The 17,339-nt window shown below is 56.9% G+C and carries 19 protein-coding genes and 1 pseudogene; 7 read left to right on the top strand and 13 right to left on the bottom strand.

The features are described from left to right. Positions 1-39: 39 nt before the first annotated feature. The 7 genes from proW to K7R23_RS10845 all read right to left on the bottom strand — a co-directional run bounded on the left by proW (position 40) and on the right by K7R23_RS10845 (position 6,979). Positions 40-1,101, bottom strand: a complete 1,062-nt coding sequence (gene proW / locus K7R23_RS10875) for a glycine betaine/L-proline ABC transporter permease ProW (protein ID WP_012907244.1) — start codon at positions 1,099-1,101, stop codon at positions 40-42. Then, positions 1,094-2,296 (bottom strand): glycine betaine/L-proline ABC transporter ATP-binding protein ProV, encoded by a 1,203-nt coding sequence (gene proV / locus K7R23_RS10870; protein ID WP_012907245.1) that lies wholly within the window; start codon positions 2,294-2,296, stop codon positions 1,094-1,096. The genes proW and proV overlap by 8 nt, the downstream gene beginning before the upstream one ends. A gap of 354 nt (positions 2,297-2,650) precedes the next feature. Further along, positions 2,651-3,610, bottom strand: a complete 960-nt coding sequence (gene nrdF / locus K7R23_RS10865) for a class 1b ribonucleoside-diphosphate reductase subunit beta (RefSeq protein ID WP_012907246.1) — start codon at positions 3,608-3,610, stop codon at positions 2,651-2,653. A 10-nt stretch (positions 3,611-3,620) separates the two neighbouring features. Continuing rightward, positions 3,621-5,765, bottom strand: a complete 2,145-nt coding sequence (gene nrdE, locus K7R23_RS10860) for a class 1b ribonucleoside-diphosphate reductase subunit alpha (protein WP_012907247.1) — start codon at positions 5,763-5,765, stop codon at positions 3,621-3,623. Beyond that, complete coding sequence (nrdI, locus tag K7R23_RS10855; protein ID WP_012907248.1) at positions 5,738-6,148, bottom strand: class Ib ribonucleoside-diphosphate reductase assembly flavoprotein NrdI; 411 nt, start codon at positions 6,146-6,148, stop codon at positions 5,738-5,740. Before nrdI ends, nrdE begins: the two co-directional genes overlap by 28 nt. Then, a complete protein-coding gene (gene nrdH, locus K7R23_RS10850) occupies positions 6,145-6,390 on the bottom strand; it encodes a glutaredoxin-like protein NrdH (RefSeq protein ID WP_024132867.1) in 246 nt (81 codons plus the stop codon). The genes nrdI and nrdH overlap by 4 nt, the downstream gene beginning before the upstream one ends. Positions 6,391-6,652: 262 nt before the next feature. After that, positions 6,653-6,979: an ElaB/YgaM/YqjD family protein gene (locus tag K7R23_RS10845; protein ID WP_012907250.1), complete on the bottom strand. Its 327-nt coding sequence runs from the start codon at positions 6,977-6,979 to the stop codon at positions 6,653-6,655. 162 nt (positions 6,980-7,141) lie between these two features. Here K7R23_RS10845 and K7R23_RS10840 point away from each other — a divergent pair, with 162 nt between their 5' ends. After that, entirely contained in the window at positions 7,142-7,486 is a 345-nt protein-coding gene (locus K7R23_RS10840) for a DUF2002 family protein (protein ID WP_012907251.1), read from the top strand. A gap of 33 nt (positions 7,487-7,519) precedes the next feature. Here the strand turns inward: K7R23_RS10840 and alaE are convergent, their stop codons facing one another. Continuing rightward, entirely contained in the window at positions 7,520-7,969 is a 450-nt protein-coding gene (alaE, locus tag K7R23_RS10835) for an L-alanine exporter AlaE (RefSeq protein WP_012907252.1), read from the bottom strand. A gap of 487 nt (positions 7,970-8,456) precedes the next feature. Here alaE and stpA point away from each other — a divergent pair, with 487 nt between their 5' ends. Then, complete coding sequence (gene stpA / locus K7R23_RS10830; protein ID WP_012907253.1) at positions 8,457-8,858, top strand: DNA-binding protein StpA; 402 nt, start codon at positions 8,457-8,459, stop codon at positions 8,856-8,858. A gap of 47 nt (positions 8,859-8,905) precedes the next feature. Here stpA and K7R23_RS10825 read toward each other — a convergent pair whose 3' ends face one another. Both K7R23_RS10825 and K7R23_RS10820 read right to left on the bottom strand, forming a co-directional pair. Continuing rightward, positions 8,906-9,430: a rhodanese family protein gene (locus tag K7R23_RS10825; protein ID WP_012907254.1), complete on the bottom strand. Its 525-nt coding sequence runs from the start codon at positions 9,428-9,430 to the stop codon at positions 8,906-8,908. Between the two features lie 9 nt (positions 9,431-9,439). Continuing rightward, positions 9,440-9,739, bottom strand: coding sequence for an ArsR/SmtB family transcription factor (locus K7R23_RS10820; RefSeq protein WP_012907255.1), 300 nt, complete (start codon positions 9,737-9,739; stop codon positions 9,440-9,442). Between the two features lie 183 nt (positions 9,740-9,922). Between K7R23_RS10820 and K7R23_RS10815 the strand changes: the two genes are divergently transcribed. The 3 genes from K7R23_RS10815 to K7R23_RS10805 all read left to right on the top strand — a co-directional run bounded on the left by K7R23_RS10815 (position 9,923) and on the right by K7R23_RS10805 (position 12,425). Next, the gene (locus tag K7R23_RS10815) at positions 9,923-10,081 is read left to right on the top strand and encodes a YqaE/Pmp3 family membrane protein (RefSeq protein ID WP_012907256.1); all 159 of its coding nucleotides are present in this window, start codon (positions 9,923-9,925) and stop codon (positions 10,079-10,081) included. A gap of 133 nt (positions 10,082-10,214) precedes the next feature. Beyond that, complete coding sequence (gene lysM / locus K7R23_RS10810) at positions 10,215-10,664, top strand: peptidoglycan-binding protein LysM (protein WP_012907257.1); 450 nt, start codon at positions 10,215-10,217, stop codon at positions 10,662-10,664. Positions 10,665-10,934: 270 nt separating this feature from the next. Then, positions 10,935-12,425, top strand: coding sequence for an alpha/beta hydrolase (locus K7R23_RS10805; RefSeq protein ID WP_024132869.1), 1,491 nt, complete (start codon positions 10,935-10,937; stop codon positions 12,423-12,425). On the opposite strand, the gene K7R23_RS10800 is transcribed toward K7R23_RS10805, so the two are convergent. From K7R23_RS10800 to K7R23_RS10790, 3 genes and pseudogenes are all read right to left on the bottom strand, one after another. Further along, the gene (locus tag K7R23_RS10800) at positions 12,422-13,936 is read right to left on the bottom strand and encodes a tripartite tricarboxylate transporter permease (RefSeq protein ID WP_012907259.1); all 1,515 of its coding nucleotides are present in this window, start codon (positions 13,934-13,936) and stop codon (positions 12,422-12,424) included. The genes K7R23_RS10805 and K7R23_RS10800 overlap by 4 nt on opposite strands. 8 nt (positions 13,937-13,944) lie before the next feature. Then, positions 13,945-14,376: a tripartite tricarboxylate transporter TctB family protein gene (locus K7R23_RS10795; RefSeq protein WP_012907260.1), complete on the bottom strand. Its 432-nt coding sequence runs from the start codon at positions 14,374-14,376 to the stop codon at positions 13,945-13,947. A gap of 14 nt (positions 14,377-14,390) precedes the next feature. Further along, positions 14,391-15,197, bottom strand: a pseudogene (locus K7R23_RS10790) (tripartite tricarboxylate transporter substrate binding protein); the annotation flags it as partial. A 60-nt stretch (positions 15,198-15,257) separates the two neighbouring features. Between K7R23_RS10790 and tctD the strand changes: the two are divergent. Both tctD and K7R23_RS10780 read left to right on the top strand, forming a co-directional pair. Beyond that, positions 15,258-15,932, top strand: a complete 675-nt coding sequence (gene tctD / locus K7R23_RS10785) for a transcriptional regulator TctD (RefSeq protein ID WP_012907262.1) — start codon at positions 15,258-15,260, stop codon at positions 15,930-15,932. Next, positions 15,919-17,331: a sensor histidine kinase gene (locus K7R23_RS10780; protein WP_012907263.1), complete on the top strand. Its 1,413-nt coding sequence runs from the start codon at positions 15,919-15,921 to the stop codon at positions 17,329-17,331. Before tctD ends, K7R23_RS10780 begins: the two co-directional genes overlap by 14 nt. Positions 17,332-17,339: the final 8 nt, after the last annotated feature.

Genomic DNA, 17,339 nt, shown 5'->3' with positions numbered 1-17,339 from the left:
ATGGCCCGGCAGGCATAGCGCCACCGGGCAACGGATGATTTACTTAACGAAAGGGCGGGTTAGCAGCCCGACCGGACCGGTGGTATACCAGCGACGATTGCCCTTGCTGCGCGAGTCGCGGCCCACGGCCTGGGTCAGGCGGTCCAGAATGATGGCGAGGATCACTATGCCAACCCCGCCGACGGTCGCCAGTCCCATATCGAGACGGCCAATACCGCGCAGCACCATCTGACCCAGTCCGCCGACGGCGATCATTGAGGCGATCACCACCATTGACAGCGCCAGCATCAGCGTCTGGTTGACGCCCGCCATAATGGTTGGCATCGCCAGCGGCAACTGCACTTTAAACAGCATCTGCCGCGGGCTGGCGCCGAAGGAGCGCGACGCTTCAATCAGATCCGCCGGCACCTGGTTAATCCCCAGAATGGTCAGACGGACAATCGGTGGCAGCGCAAAGATAATGGTCACCACCACGCCCGGCACGTTGCCGATACCGAACAGCATCACAATCGGTACCAGGTAAACGAACGCGGGCGTGGTCTGCATGGCATCGAGCAGCGGGCGGACGATTTTCGCCGCGCGCGGGCTGCGCGCCAGCCAGATGCCCATCGGCAGGCCGATGACCACGCAGAACAGCAGGGCGGTCAGCACCAGCGCCAGGGTGATCATCGCCTGCGACCAGGCGCCAATCGCGCCAATGGCGATCAGCGAGACAAGCGTCGCCACGCCCATGCCGACCCCGGAGATCTGCCAGGCGAGCAGCGCGAAAACGATAATCGCCACCGGCGCAGGCATCCCCAACAGCAGCTGCTGGAAGCCGTTAAGAATGTAATCCACCGGGACGCGAATCCCCTGGAAAACGGGACGGAAATGGGCAACCACCCAGTCGATGCCGTCAGTGACCCAGCTGTCGAGCGGGATCAGCGTCTTATGGAACGGGTCCAGAATATTGAAATGCTCTGGCGCCGGCGCAGGAGCGCTGGTCAGCCAGTCTGCGCTGCCGTCGGTCGGCGTGCCGGCCGCCGTACCCCAGGCGTCAGCGGAACGGGCGGCGCTATCGGCCGCCGGTGCGGTATCCCACGGATTGGATTGATCAGCCATTGTTTGCCCCCTCGCGATCTAAAGCCTGTAACAGCATGCGTTTTGAGATAATGCCGACATACTGTTGTTCCTCATCGACTACCGGCACCGCGCAGGGCGCCTGACCGACATGGGAGAGCAGTTCGCTCAGTGGGGTTTGCGCGTCGACCGCCAGCGGTTCGTCGATCAACGCGCCGTCAATCCCCTGGGCCTGGCTTAATGCAGTTTTTAATGAGTCGATGGACACGACGCCGACATATTTATTTCCGCGCTCAATGACGTAGCCATATTCCCGGTCTTCGTCCTGCAATAATTTCAGCGCAGAACGCGGACCGAATCCCGGCGTTTTACGAATCAGCCCCACCGGGCTGCGGCGGGCGATATCTTTAGCGCTGAATACCTGGCTAATATCAACGCCGCGGAAGAAGGTGCGCACATAATCGTTGGCCGGACTATTCAGTATTTCATCCGGCGTACCGACCTGTACCACTTCGCCATTTTGCATAATGGCGATACGGTCGCCAATACGCATAGCCTCGTCGAGATCGTGGGAAATAAAGACGATGGTGCGCTGATGTTTCGCCTGCAGTTTTACCAGTTCATCCTGCATCTCGGTACGAATTAATGGATCGAGCGCCGAGAAGGCCTCGTCCATTAATAAAATATCAGGATTAATGGCTAATGCGCGGGCAAGGCCGACACGCTGTCGCATCCCGCCGGAAAGTTCATCCGGATATGCCTGCGCATAATTTTCCAGACCGACCTGACGTAAGGCGTCCAGCGCTTTTTCCCGGCGCTCTTCCGCGGCGATGCCGGCTAATTCCATGCCGAATGCCGTATTATCCAGGACGGTCATATGCGGCATTAAGGCAAAGGACTGAAAGACCATCGCAATCTTCTTCCTGCGCACCTCGCGGAGCTCAGCGTCGGATATTTTGGCAATATCGACGCCGTCGATCAGCACCTGCCCGCGGGTGGGTTCAATCAGGCGATTGAGAAGGCGTACCATTGTGGACTTACCCGATCCGGATAATCCCATGATGACAAAAATCTCGCCTTCTTCAATGGCCAGACTGGCGTTTTTCACGCCAAGCGACAGCCCGGTTTTTTCCAGTATTTGCTCTTTTGAAAATCCTTTTTCAATATATTTAAAGGCACGTTGCGGATGCTCGCCAAATACCTTATAGAGATTCTTAACTTCTAATTTAATTGCCATGCAATAGAATATTTCCCGTTATTTATTTATGTCGATATGATACCCAAAAGTAATAGTTACCTTTTTCTACCCTAACATAATGAGAATTTGAGACAACCCTGAATGTGAATTTCAGCGGAATATATGGAGGAGAGATCTGGCCGAATTTCCCGTGACAGAAGGGCTGAGCGCCAGTGCGCCCGCGGTAATATTTTTTGTAAAAAACACAAAAATTACGCCTAAATTGCGGAAATTCAGGCGAATAAACCCACTACGAATGAGTGTAGTCCACTTACGGATATTTGTGTGATAAAAACGTGATCGGCTTAAAATAATAACCCGACAAGCGTAAGGATATTTACCCTGTCATTAACGTTAAAAGTTCCAGTCCTCATCTTCCGTTTCGACGGCTTTTCCCATCACATAAGACGAACCCGAGCCGGAGAAGAAATCGTGGTTTTCGTCAGCATTTGGCGACAGCGCGGCAAGGATTGCCGGATTAACCTCCGCCATCTCCGCCGGAAACAGCGCTTCATAACCCAGGTTCATCATCGCCTTATTCGCGTTGTAACAGAGAAAGGCTTGCACATCCTCCGCGTGGCCGGTGTCGGCATACAGTTCTTCGGTATAGCGCACTTCGTTATCGTAGAGTTCCATCAGCAGATCGAGCGCGAAATTTTTGAGATCTTCGCGGGCGGCGTCGGGAAGTTTTTCCATTCCTTTCTGGTATTTATAGCCGATGTAGTAGCCATGCACCGCTTCGTCGCGGATGATCAGGCGGATCAGATCGGCGGTGTTGGTCAGCTTACCGCGGCTGGAAAAATACATCGGCAGCCAGAAGCCGGAATAGAACAAAAAGGATTCCAGAAACACGCTGGCGATCTTCTTCTTCAGCGGTTCGTCGCTGGCGTAATGCGCCAGAATAATCTGCGCTTTACGCTGTAGCGGCGCGTTTTCTTCGCTCCAGGCGTAGGCGGCATCGACATCTCTGGTCTGACAGAGCGTTGAGAAAATAGAGCTGTAGGAGCGGGCGTGTACCGCTTCCATAAAGCTGATATTCGACAGCACCGCCTCTTCGTGCGGCGTTAGCGCATCGGCCATCAGCGACGGCGCGCCGGCGATGTTCTGAATCGTATCGAGCAGCGTCAGGCCGGTAAATACGCGGATAGTCAGCTGCTGTTCAGCCGCATTGAGGCTCTGCCACGCCGGAATATCATTCGATAACGGCACTTTTTCCGGCAGCCAGAAGTTGCTGGTCAGGCGGTTCCAGACTTCCAGGTCCTTATCGTCCTGAATCTTGTTCCAGTTGATGGCGCTCACGCGTGATAATGTCATTCCGCTCTCCTTACAGTGCGCACGAGACGCAACCTTCAATTTCTGTACCTTCCAGCGCTAACTGGCGCAGCCGGATGTAGTACAACGTTTTTATCCCCTTGCGCCAGGCGTAAATCTGCGCCCGGTTGATGTCGCGGGTGGTGGCGGTGTCCGGGAAAAACAGCGTCAGTGACAGCCCCTGATCGACGTGGCGCGTCGCTTCGGCGTAGGTGTCGATGATTTTTTGCGGACCGATTTCGTACGCATCCTGATACATGTCCAGATTTTCATTGGTCATAAACGGCGCAGGGTAATAAACGCGGCCGGTTTTTCCCTCTTTGCGGATCTCCACCTTCGAGACAATCGGATGAATACTGGAGGTCGCATGATTGATATAGGAGATCGACCCGGTTGGCGGCACCGCCTGCAAATTCTGGTTATAGATGCCGTAGCGCATCACGTCATCGCGCAGCTGTCGCCACATTTCCCGCGTGGGGAGCGTAATGCCGCTGCGGGCGAACAGGGCGCGCACCTTTTCCGTTTTCGGCTGCCAGTCGCCTTGCAGATACTGGCTGAAATACTCACCGCTGGCGTAGCGCGACTGTTTAAAACCGGCGAAGGCCTGACCACGCTCGCGCGCCAGCTTCATTGAGGTGTTCAGCGCATGCCAGGTGATGGTGTAAAAATAGAGGTTGGTGAAGTCCAGCCCCTCCGGCGATCCGTAGGCGATGCCTTCCCGCGCCAGATAGCCGTGCAGGTTCATCTGCCCAAGCCCGATTGCATGGGAAGCGGCGTTACCCGCCTCAATGGAGGGAACGCTACGGATATGGCTCATATCGGACACCGCCGTCAGGCCGCGAATCGCCGTTTCCACGGTGCGGCCAAAGTCCGGCGAATCCATCGTATGAGCGATATTCAGCGAGCCGAGGTTGCAGGAGATATCGTGTCCCGTCTGCGCGTAGTCGAGATTATCGTCATACGTGGAGGCGCTGTTGACCTGCAAAATCTCCGAGCACAGGTTGCTCATATTGATGCGCCCGGCAACCGGACTGGCGCGGTTCACCGTATCTTCAAACATGATGTACGGATAGCCGGACTCGAACTGGATTTCCGCCAGCCGCTGGAAGAAGTCGCGGGCGTTGATGTATTTTTTGCGCACCCGCGCATCGGCAACCAGTTGATCATAAAGGTCGCTGACCGCAATATCGCCAAACGGCTTGCCGTAAATCCGCTCCACGTCATAGGGGGAAAAGAGCGCCATCTGCGCATTCTCTTTTGCCAGCCGGAAGGTGACGTCCGGGATAACGACGCCGAGCGACAGCGTTTTAATGCGGATCTTCTCATCGGCATTTTCGCGTTTGGTATCGAGGAAACGCAGAATATCCGGATGATGGGCGTGCAGATATACCGCTCCCGCCCCCTGGCGCGCGCCGAGCTGGTTGGCGTAGGAAAAGGCGTCCTCCAGCATTTTCATCACCGGGATCACGCCGGAGGACTGGTTTTCGATGCGTTTAATCGGCGCGCCCGCTTCCCGCAGGTTAGAGAGCAGAAACGCCACGCCGCCGCCGCGTTTCGACAGCTGAAGCGCGGCGTTCACCGCCCGGCCAATCGACTCCATATTGTCTTCAATACGCAGCAGGAAGCAGGAAACCAGTTCGCCGCGCTGCTGTTTGCCGCAGTTTAAAAAGGTAGGCGTGGCAGGCTGGAAGCGACCGGCGAGGATCTCATCGGTTAACTGTCTCGCCAGCGTTTCATCTCCACGAGCGAGGGTCAGCGCCACCATTACCACCCGGTCCTCAAAATCTTCCAGATAGCGTTTGCCATCAAAAGTTTTCAGCGTGTAGCTGGTGTAAAACTTCCAGGCGCCGAGGAAGGTCTGGAAGCGAAAGCCGCTGGCGTGCGCGTGGGCGAACAGATCGATGACGAAAGCGCGAGGGTAGCGGTTCAGCACGCTTTCGTCGTAATAGCCTTCGCGGACGAGGGTTTCAAGACGCGCCTGCTGGCTGCTGAACGTCACGCTGTGGGGACGAACGTGCGCGGCAAAAAAGGCATCCACCGCCTCTCTGTCCTTTTCAAACTGAATGCGGCCTGCTTTATCGTACAGGTTGAGCATCGCATTCAGCGCGTGATAATCCGGCGTTGCCTGCGCTACGCGTTCTGCGGTTGTCGTTGCCAAAATTCGCTTACTCCTTTTCGGACGTTTTCAATGTCGGCCGGTGTGCCCATCAGCTCAAAACGGTAAAGCCAGGGGACGGCGCATTTTTCGGCGATCACCGCGCCTGCGCGACCGTAGGCCTCACCGAAGTTACGATTGCCCGAGGCAATCACGCCGCGGATCAGCGCCCGGTTGTGTTCATCATTTAAAAAACGGATCACCTGTCGCGGCACCGCGCCAGCCGTACCGCCACCGCCGTAAGAGGGCACCAGTAAAATGTACGGCTCGTCTACCCGCAGGCGTTTGCGCTCATCAAGCGGAATGCGGAGCGCGGGCAACCCCAGACGCTGCACAAAACGATGCGTGTTTTCGGAGCTGCTGGAGAAATAGACGAGCGGGTTCATGCCCTGGCCACGCGAGGTTCGACAGGCAAGCGGTTGATCATGTCCGGGCGGAATCCTGACCAGCTGATATCTCCGGCAATCACGACCGGCAGCTGGCGAAAACCCCGGGCGCGCAGCGTCTCTGCCGCTTCCGGCAACAGATCGACATTCACCGTCTCAAATTCAAAACCGCGGCTTTCCAGCGCCCGTCTGGTCGCGTGGCACTGAACACAGTCATTGCGAGTGTAAATAATAATGCGCATGATTCGTATTTCCATTTAGAATGAAAAGAACGGCGCGAAATGACGCGTCGGGTTAGGTATGTGCTGATACAGGGAATACTAGATGTAGTTGGTTTAAGTTTCAACCATACAAGATATGGGAATTTCCGATTAATAATGCGTCTGTTGAGAAGCTCAACGGGAAGGGGGCCGTGCGGCGTTAAGAACACCGGGCCCTTGCCCGGCATGAAGTGGAGGCAGTGAAATGCCGGATAAGCGCAAGCGCCATCCGGCATCGGTGTTGTTAGCGACGCAGGCTCAACAGCGCGCCAACGAAAATGCCGACGGCCGCCGCCGTCCCTACGCTACACCACGGTTTTTCGCGCACGAAGGTATCGGCGCAGCCTACCGCGTCCCGTGCCGCTTGCGACATGCGCGTGCGGCCCTGCATGCGTGCGCGGGTTTCTTTCAGCAGCGCCTGCGCTTTGCGACGTGCGGTTTCCGCTTCGTCCTTCGCATCGCTTCCCCATGACTTCAGTACGGCTTCCAGGCTGTCTGCTAACTGGTTGACGTCATTGTGAATGTCCTGCACGCCTTCATCGACATCGTTGCGGTTCGGTCTGTTAAACATATGATCCTCCAGTGATTTCGCTATCGCTATTCAGTTTAGTTCATATTTTTAACTTCTGAGACGCATCACGGCGTTCGCGCGTGTTTATGGACTTTTCTGAAAGCGTTGCTAATGCTGAATCAGGTAAGGTAAGCCCGCAGTAAAAGAGAATGAGGAAAAAATATGTATTTACGACCTGACGAGGTGGCGCGCGTACTTGAAAAAGTGGGGTTTACCGTCGATGTGGTGACACAGAAAGCGTACGGTTATCGACGTGGCGAAAATTATGTCTATGTGAATCGCGAAGCGCGCATGGGACGGACGGCGCTGGTGATTCATCCTACCCTGAAGGAGCGCAGCTCATCGCTGGCGGAACCCGCCTCAGAAATTAAAACCTGCGATCATTATCAGCACTTCCCGCTTTATCTGGCCGGCAGTACTCACGAACATTACGGTATTCCGCACGGCTTCAGTTCACGCATTGCCCTTGAGCGCTATTTAAATGGTCTGTTCGGCGAAGCGCAATGACAAAGCGGCTGGCACTGCCAGTCGCCTGTCGTGTTACGCTTTGACCTGTTGATAACGGCTGACCTTAAACAGACGGCGGCAGTAGTCAAGAAAATAGCCGTACACTGCGCCCATCAGCATCGATACCACAATATTCGAGCTGACCGCGGCGGTAATCTGGTGCCAGTCTGCGCCGACCGTCAGCAGGATTGCGACGTAAACGGGGGACTGGAAGGTCACATAAGCCAGCACATCCGCCAGGTTTTTCGCCCAGCCCGCGGCGCTTACCCTGCGCGCGCCTTTCATAATTAGATCGCGATACATGCCGTATGGCCAGGCAATCAGGATATTGACCGGAATGGCGACCAGGCGGGAAGAAAGGGATTGTTCGAAAGTCATTCCGGAAAGAAAAACCTCGATCAGCATATTCACGACAGAACAATAAACAACCATCGCAAACGTATCTGCAACTGCATGACGCAAGCGTGACTGCGGTGAGAACATGCTAATGCTCCTTTTAAAAAGGGGAAAATCGGCGTAAATCGCGATTTTGATAGTGTTTTAGGTTGCTGTTTTCGCTTTGTTATAGGTTATATGTCTGCATTGTAACTATCAACTAGTTAAATCTTTTTATTTTTACGCATTTTGTCGATAAAATACTCTGCGACAGCCTGTCGGATGGAGTCTGCGGAATTTTCGTTGTCAAATGGAGGAAAACTACCATAAATCAAAGGGTTGTTTTTCTGAACGGCGCAGAGAACAACGCTGCGGCGCCTGCCGCGCGCAACCGGTCGGTTGGGCGTCCTTCAGCCTATATATCAGCGGGCGTGAAAATTAGCGTGAATATTATTTATAGTACCCGCCGCAATATATCCACGGCCACGATCCGGGCAATTCCCGTACAATTTCATTGAGTCTGGAAATTGATTTTATAATCGAATACACTACCCGGCGTAATACAAATTTTTAGCGTTATAAGGTTTTAATTATTATGAATGTGATGTTACAGAACTTAAATAATATTCGGACACTACGCGCAATGGCTCGCGAGTTCTCCATTGACGTCCTTGAAGAAATGCTTGAGAAATTCAGGGTCGTCACTAAAGAAAGACGTGAAGAAGAAGAACAGTTACAGCGTGAGCGCATGGAACAGCAGGAGAAAATTAAAACCTGGGTGGAAATGCTGAAGGCGGACGGTATTAACCCGGAAGAGTTATTTTCCAGTGAAACAACGAAAGCGCGGACCGGGAAAAAACGTCAGCCGCGTCCGGCGAAATATCGTTTCACCGATGTGAATGGCGAAACCAAAACCTGGACCGGTCAGGGCCGTACGCCAAAACCGATCGCCAGAGCGCTGGCTGAAGGAAAATCTCTCGACGATTTCCTGATCTAATCACCCGGGCGGTGAGGTTATCCTCACCGCATATTTTACGGCGTTTGTTATGCGCGGCGGTTCCACGGCATTTTGTCGAGCAGACGCGCCATCCCGCAAAAACCGGTAATGCCTGCCAGTATTAGCCCCGCTCCGACAAAACCGCTCAGCAGGAAGAAGCCGCTGTTGACGGCATAGCCCAGCGCTACGCCAGCCAGCGTCAGCCCGCCTACGGCAATCTGCACCTGACGTATCAGCGGCAGCGGCTGCGTTTTATCTTCCGCGGTGGGGAATCCCACGCTTTTCCAGCCTTCAATCCCGCCTTCCAGCAGCCAGACTTCTGCCGGCGCCGCAATGGCCGCAAGTTTCGCCGCATTGTTTTGCGTGCGTTTGCCTGCCTGACAGTGAAAGATAATCTGTTCGCCCCGGAGACTGGCCGGTAAACCGTCCTGTTCCAGCGCCGTCAGCGGCGCAAGGTGCGCCTGGGGAATGTGTTCGCGCAGGTATTCGTCGGCATCGCGAATATCAATCAGCTTCGCGCCTTGCGCAATGCGGTCGTGCGCCTCGCGCGCGGAAATCGTCATCCCGGTCATGTTTACTCCTTATGGACAATATACGGTTTTTAATGTGGCGATAAGGGCATTCACCGCCGCATTTTTGATGGAATAGAGGATGCGCTGCGCATCGCGTCGGCTCTCAATCAGCCCCTCTTCGCGCATTCGCGCCAGATGCTGGGAAGTGGCGGAAGGGCTTAGCCCGGTGATTTTCGCCAGTTCTCCGGCGCTGGTGCCCGGCGAACCGCAGAGCATACAGAGAATCAGCAGCCGCTTCGGGTGACTCATCGCTTTAAGCAGAGTGGCCGCCTGTTCTGCGCTGGCCTGTAGCTGTTCAAGTTCGTTCATATCTGTTTTAGAGTTTGCTAAATTAAGTAAATCCTAAACTAGTGGCGCGCATAAGGCCAGTGTAAAGAGCGTAAAAGAGGGTAAAAGCGAAGAGAGAAACTGGCGTCTTAACGTAAAATTACTATGCTTAGAGATAAATTCTCTTTTTTAAACAATAAGTAATTTTGCTTGTATGGAGAGTATATGGGTTTCTGGAGAGTGGTTTTTACGATAATACTGCCGCCGCTTGGCGTACTGTTAGGTAAAGGATTTGGCTGGGCGTTTATTCTGAATATCGTGCTGACCTTACTGGGCTATATCCCGGGTCTGATTCATGCCTTCTGGGTGCAAACCCGCAATTAAGTTTTTTCTTAATTCATTACGCGGCCCGATAGCATTCAGCTATTCGGGCCAGCTTCAAATTGCCTTTCAGAAATTTTAAGTAAAACTTTCTGCTACACTTCGGATGTGTTTATTGTAAACAGTCGAGGTGAATATGGGACTTTTCAACTTTGTAAAAGACGCGGGTGAAAAACTTTGGGATGCGGTAACCGGCAATCACGATAAAGACGATCTGGCGAAAAAAGTGCAGGATCATCTGAACAAAACCGGTATTCCCGACGCCGATAAAGTGAATGTACAAATTGCCGACGGTAAGGCGACGGTGACCGGCGACGGTTTAAGCCAGGAAGCGAAAGAAAAAATTCTGGTGGCGGTCGGCAACATTTCCGGTATCGGCAGCGTGGACGATCAGGTGAAAACCTCTGCACCCGCCAGCGAAAGCCAGTTCTACACGGTAAAATCGGGCGATACCCTGAGCGCCATCTCGAAACAGGTTTACGGTAATGCCAACCTGTATAATAAAATCTTTGAAGCGAATAAGCCGATGCTGCAAAGTCCGGATAAAATTTATCCGGGTCAGGTACTGCGTATTCCGGAGGAATAATCGCTTTCAGGATCTCCTCCCGGCAGCTTGCCTGCGGGAGCATCTGAACCGGCGTCAGCCTGCGCTGGCGCATTAACTCACTGGCGCGCGTGGCATTGCGCGCCAGAATTGCCGCTCATTTCTCTTCTCCCATCTCCCCATCAGATAAATCAGTAGCGTGCTGTTCTCACAGGCTGCGGCATAAAAGGTTTGAGGGATCTGGCGCTTAGCCTACACTAACGCCGTTTATGGCGTGACACAGCAGAGCCGGGAGCGGAGATTAACGTAATGATGAAAACCCTTTTTCGCCGGGTGAAGTGGATGAGTGCCGGGCTGATGGTGCTGCTTAAACACGTCTCGCTTACGCTGCTGGCGGTGCTTATTATCTTTATCGGCGTGCGGGTTTATCAGAGCGAACGTGGTCCCGATCTCCAGCTCTGGCACACCTGGCGCGGCGACGAAATGTCCGTGAAGGCGCTGAATAAGGCCACGTTCGCTCAGTACCAGGCGCGTGAGGAGCGCCTGTTCAGCGCGTTGAAAACACAGATTGGCGATAAGCTCGCTGAAGAGGAACAGACGCCGATCAACCGCTACTGGCCCGGAAGCCGGGTTTATCCGCCGCAATTTACTCCGAACTGGAACCGCTCGTTCGTCCTGATGCCGCAGGGCGCACCGCGCGGCGCGGTGGTGATGCTGCACGGGTTAACCGACTCGCCCTACAGCCTGAAATATGTGGCGCAGCGCTACCAGCAGTGGGGATTTATCGTGGTGGCGCCGCGTCTGCCCGGACACGGCACCGCTCCCGGCGCGCTGACGAAGGTGACGTGGCAGGAGTGGCTGGCCGTAACGCGGCTGGCGGTGCGGGAAGCGACGCGGCTGGGGGGAGATAAGCTGCCGCTGCACCTGGTGGGCTACTCCAACGGCGGGGCGCTGGCGCTGAAATACACCCTCGACAGTCTGGATGACGCCACCCTGCGCCGCCCCCGACAGCTGGTGCTGTTGTCGCCGATGATTGGCGTTACCGCCTTCGCCCGCTTTGCCGGGCTGGCCGGACTGCCGGCGCTGTTTCCCGCCTTTGCCAAAGCCGCCTGGCTTAACGTGTCGCCGGAATATAACCCTTTCAAATACAACTCCTTTCCGGTTAACGCGGCGCGCCAGTCGTACCTGCTGACCCGCGCGCTGCAAAAGCAGGTTGCCGACGATGCGCAGCGTAACCGGCTGAACGCATTACCGCCGGTGCTGTCCTTCCAGTCGGTGATGGATTCCACCGTCAGCACCCGTGCGGTGGTCACTTCGCTGTATCGCTATCTGCCGGCTAACGGTAGCGAGCTGGTGCTGTTCGATATCAATCAGGCCGCCAGCCTGCGTCCGCTGCTGCGTTCTTCCTCTTATACCGCCGCCGCTACGCTGCAGCCGCCAGCGCCGCGCGCCTATCGCGCCACGGTGATCACCAACGCCGCGGCGGATACGCTGGCGGTGGTGGCGCGCGATACGCCAGCCGGAAAACAGGAAGAACGGGCTCAGCCGCTGCGCGAAGCCTGGCCGCAGGAGATGTATTCGCTGTCGCATGTGGCGGTGCCGTTTCCCGTCAACGACGCCCTGTACGGGCTACAGCCGGATGAACCGGAGCGCTACGGCTTGAGTATCGGCACCATTGCGCTGCGCGGAGAAACTTCCACGCTGCTGGTGGGATTAGATAGCTTAATGCGCGTCACCTCGAATCCGTTCTTCGGTTATCTGGAAGAACGGATCGAGGCGGTTGCCGTCTCCGGCAGGGATTAGCCGACGTCAGCCTGCGGCTTAGCCTGGCGCTTACGGATGATGCGCAACAGCGGCGGGATAACAATCACCGCGATCGCCATGGCCAGCAGGGTTCTGGTGACGCCGCTTTCCCACAGAATCGCCATATTGCCGTTGCTGATGGACAGCGCACGGCGCAGGTTCTGCTCCAGCATTTCGCCGAGCACAAAGCCTAAGATCAGCGGCGACATCGGGAAGTGCATTTTGCGCAGTATGTAGCCCAGCACGCCGAGCGCCACCATCAGTACCAGATCGAAGGTGGTGCTGTGCACCGCATACACGCCGACCGCGGAGACGGCGGCGATGGCGGGCACGAGGAACCACAGCGGAATGGTCAGCATCCGGGTGAACAGGCCGATCAGCGGAATGTTCATCACCAGCAGCATCACGTTGGCGATCAGCAGCGCGGCGATAAGCCCCCAGACGATATCCGGCTGTTCGGTAAACATCGCCGGACCGGGCGTGATGTTATACAGCGTCAGTGCGCCCATCATTACCGCCGTGGTGCCGGAGCCGGGAACGCCCAGCGTCAGCATCGGGATAAACGAGCCGCAGGCCGAGGCGTTATTCGCCGCTTCCGGCGCCGCCACCCCGCGAATATCGCCTTTACCAAAGCTGTCGCTGTTGCCGCTGATCTTCTTCTCGGTCATGTAGGTGATGGCGCTGGCAATCGTCGCCCCCGCGCCGGGCAGCACGCCGACGAAGAAGCCAATGACCGATGAGCGCAGGGTGGCGCCGATGCACTGCGTACCCTCTTTGGCGTTGAACAACATTCGTCCGGTCTTACGCACCAGCTTTTGTCCGCTGCTGGTGTGCTCCAGCATCAGCAGGATTTCAGACACCGAGAACAGGCCGATGACTACCACGATAAACTGCACGCCGTCGGAGAGGTGGACGCTGTCGAAGGTGAAACGGTAAACGCCGGTGTTGGCGTCAACGCCGACGGTGGCAAGCCCCAGGCCGATCAGCGCGGCGAGAAACGATTTCAGCGGATTTTGCGCCATCATGCTGCCGAGGCAGGCGATGGCGAACACCATCAGCGCAAAATACTCCGCCGGACCAAAGGCCAGCGACCACTGCGCCAGCAGCGGCGCGAACAGAATGATTCCGCCGATGGCGATCAGCGAGCCAAAGAACGAACTGACCGCGGAGATAGAGAGCGCGACGCCGCCGCGCCCCTGCTGCGCCATCGGGTAGCCGTCGAGCGCGGTCATGATCGCCGCCGCGTCGCCGGGCACATTCAATAAAATTGATGAGATGCGCCCGCCGTACTCACAGCCGATATAGACGGTCGCCAGCAGGATCAGCGCCGACTCCGCAGGCAGATGCAGGGCGAACGCCAGCGGCAGTAAAATGGCTACGCCGTTGATGGGGCCCAGCCCCGGCAGCAGGCCGACGATGGTGCCGACGAAGCAGCCGATCAGTGCGATCAGCAGGTTTTCCGGGGTCATCGCCACCGCAAAACCCTGAGAAAGATATATCCAGGTATCCATCATTTCTCCTAACTCAGCCAGGCGCCGAGCGGTAAAGTGACGTCAAGCAGGCGGTCAAAGGCGTACCACAGGACAACGCCCAGTATCACGCCGGAGATTGCCGCCGCTGGCAGGGTGGCGCCGAACAGAATGCCGATCGTCAGCGTCAGAATCGCGGTGGCGACGGGAAAGCCCAGCCACTCAAAGCCCCAGGCGTACATCAGCAGGACGATCACCATCGTTAACAGCTTTTGCAGCACCTGCCGGTGCGGCCACTCGACCACGTCCGGGTGGCGCAGCAGCATTGTCAGCGCGCACAGCGCCATCAGCCCGATAATCCCCAGCGGAAACGGGCGTGGTCCAACCGGTTCATAGCTGTATTCACTCTGAATTTGCCAGGCGATAAACAGCCCGGCGATACAGAGCAGCAGCCAGATGCCGGCGAAGATACGATCGCTCATAGTGGCCTCCGCGATTACTTAGCCAGGCCAAAGGCTTTCGCCTGATCCCGATAACCGGCGACCTGCTTTTTGACATATTCATCAAGTGCCTGGCCGGTCATATTGAATTCAAACAGGCCGCGCAGATCGCGCTGCTTTTTAAATTCTGCGGTCTGCTGGAGCTTTTCGAACGCCTGCACCCACCACTGATACTCGGCATCGCTGACTTTCGGGCCAACGTAGAAGCCGCGGATGATCGGCCAGACCAGGTCATAGCCCTGCTCTTTGGCGGTCGGCACGTTGGCTAACTGTCCCGGCAGGCGGTTTTCAGAAAACACGGCAAGGACGCGGATTTTGTCGCCGCTCAGGTACGGCACCATTTCGCTGAGATCGCCGGAGACCACCTGCACATGGTTGCCCATCAGCGCGGTAACCGGTTCGCCGCCGCCCTCAAAGGCGACATAGCGCATCTTATGCGGGTCGACACGGGCTTTCTCTGCCAGCAGCGCCGCTTTCATCCAGTCCTGGCTGCCGATCGACGCGCCTGCGCCGATCACCACGCTGTTGGGATCTTTTTCCATCGCGGTGAGCAGATCTTTCAGCGACTTCCACGGCGAGTCGGCGCGCACGGCGATCATTCCGTAGTCGGTGCCGACCGTCGCCAGCCAGCGCACGTCATTGACGTTGTAGCGACCAAATTTGCCCTGCGACAGATTCAGCAGCGAGCCGCCGGAGAAAGCGACCACCGTACCCGGTTCCGCCGGACGCTGGGCGACGATGGCGTTATAGGCGACCGCGCCGACGCCGCCGGGCATATAGGTCACGCGGATCGGTTGCGCGATTGTTAAAACATTAACCTTTCATTTCCCTTTCAATGCGGCAGAAACTTTACAGGATGTGATATGCGTCTCTTATTGGCGGAAGATAACCGTGAGCTGGCTCACTGGCTGGAAAAAGCGCTGGTGCAGAACGGATTCGCCGTGGACTGCGTGTTCGACGGGCTGGCTGCCGATCACCTGTTGCATAGCGAGAGTTACGCGCTGGCGGTGCTGGATATCAATATGCCCGGCATCGACGGACTTGAGGTGGTACAGCGTCTGCGCAAGCGGGGACAGACGCTGCCGGTGCTGCTGTTGACCGCGCGCAGCGCGGTGGCCGATCGGGTAAAGGGGCTGAACGCGGGCGCCGATGACTATCTGCCGAAACCCTTTGAGCTGGAGGAGCTGGACGCCCGGCTGCGCGCCCTGCTGCGGCGCAGCGCGGGGCAGGTGCAGGAGCTTCAGCAGCTGGGCGATCTCGCGTTTCATGACGAAGGCTATTTTTTGCTTCAGCAGCAGCCGCTGGCGCTCACCCCGCGGGAGCTGGCGCTGTTGACGGTGTTGATGTACCGCCGGACGCGCCCGGTTTCGCGCCAACAGCTGTTTGAACAGGTATTCAGCCTCAATGACGAAGTGAGTCCGGAGAGCATCGAGCTCTATATCCATCGCCTGCGCAAAAAACTGCACGGCAGCAATGTGCGGATCACGACGCTGCGTGGCCTGGGCTACCTGCTGGAGCGCAGTGATGAGGTGGGCTAAACCGCAGTCGCTGTACCTGCAACTGCTGCTGTTTTTAGGCTTGCCGCTGCTGTTGCTGTGGGGGCTTTCCGCGTTCAACAGCTATGTCAGCGCCCTGCAGGCGGCGACCCAGGCTTACGATCGCACGCTGCTCTCTTCCGCCAGGACGGTGGCGGAACGGCTGGAGGTGCGTAACGGCAGGCTGGCGGTGGACGTCCCCTGGGTGGTGCTGGACAGCTTTGAGCTGAACATGAACGACCGGCTCTATTATAAGGTGGTGGACCCGGCGGGGCGGGTCATCTCCGGCTATGACGACATGCCCGCCATGCCGCCTTCCACCTCGCGAACGCAGCTCTATCCGGCGCTGGCGTGGTTCTATCACACCCAGTACCGGGGCCAGGCGATCCGCGTTGCGCGCCTGCTGCAGCCGGTCAATGAGGGCGGCATCGTCGGGATGGCGGAAATTTATGTCGCCGAAACGCTCCAGTCCCGGCGCTATCTGGCGGGCCAGCTGCTGTTTTCGTCTTGGGTCTCCCAGGGACTGCTGGTTCTGCTGACGCTGGTGCTGGTCGGCTGGTTATTGCGCCGGGTGCTGAAGCCGATGCGTCAGCTCTCTTCGCTGATGGTGCGCCGGGAGCCGGAGCTGTTAACGCCGTTGCCGGAACTGCTGCCGTGGTCGGAGACGCGTCTGCTGATTGTGGCATTTAACCGCTATCTCGATCGTCTGCGCGTGTTGATCTCGCGACAGGAGCGCTTCAGCGCCGATGCCTCCCATCAGCTGAAAACGCCGCTGGCGGTGCTGAAAACCCAGGCGGCGGTGGCGCTGGCAAGCCGACAGCCGCAGCAGTGGTATGAGAGTTTACAGGCGATGAGCGCCACGCTGGATAACACGATTCTGTTAACCGAACGGCTGTTGCAGCTTTCCGCGGTGAAGCGCAAAGAGCAGGGCGAGCGGCAATTTTTACCCGTGAATCTGTTTGCGCTGGTGCAGGAAAGTTGTTTTACTCGCCTTGCGCAGGCGCGCAGTAAAAATATCGACCTGGGCTATGAGGGCGTACAGGAGTCGATATGGATCGCCGGCGATGAGCTGCTGCTTGGCGAGCTGTGCGGCAATCTGCTGGATAATGCGCTGAAATATACGCCGCCTCAGGGAACGGTAACGGCAAGGCTCGAACGGGATGGCGAGGCCGTGACGCTGATAGTGGAAGACAGCGGGCCGGGGATTGAGGACCAGCAGATCCCGCAGGCGCTGCTGCCGTTTCACCGCCTTGACAACGTTGGTCAGCAGGCGGGAGCGGGCATCGGTCTGGCGCTGGTCAACGATATCGCGCGCCTGCACCGCACGCATCCGCAGCTCTCACGCAGCGAGGCGTTGGGCGGGCTCAGCGTGAGGGTGCGGTTTTTAATTATGACGCAGTAACCTTCCTT

Origin of the sequence: Citrobacter rodentium NBRC 105723 = DSM 16636, from assembly GCF_021278985.1 — a bacterium.
GTDB lineage: Bacteria > Pseudomonadota > Gammaproteobacteria > Enterobacterales > Enterobacteriaceae > Citrobacter_A > Citrobacter_A rodentium.
This window is presented reverse-complemented; position numbering and strand designations above follow the sequence as displayed.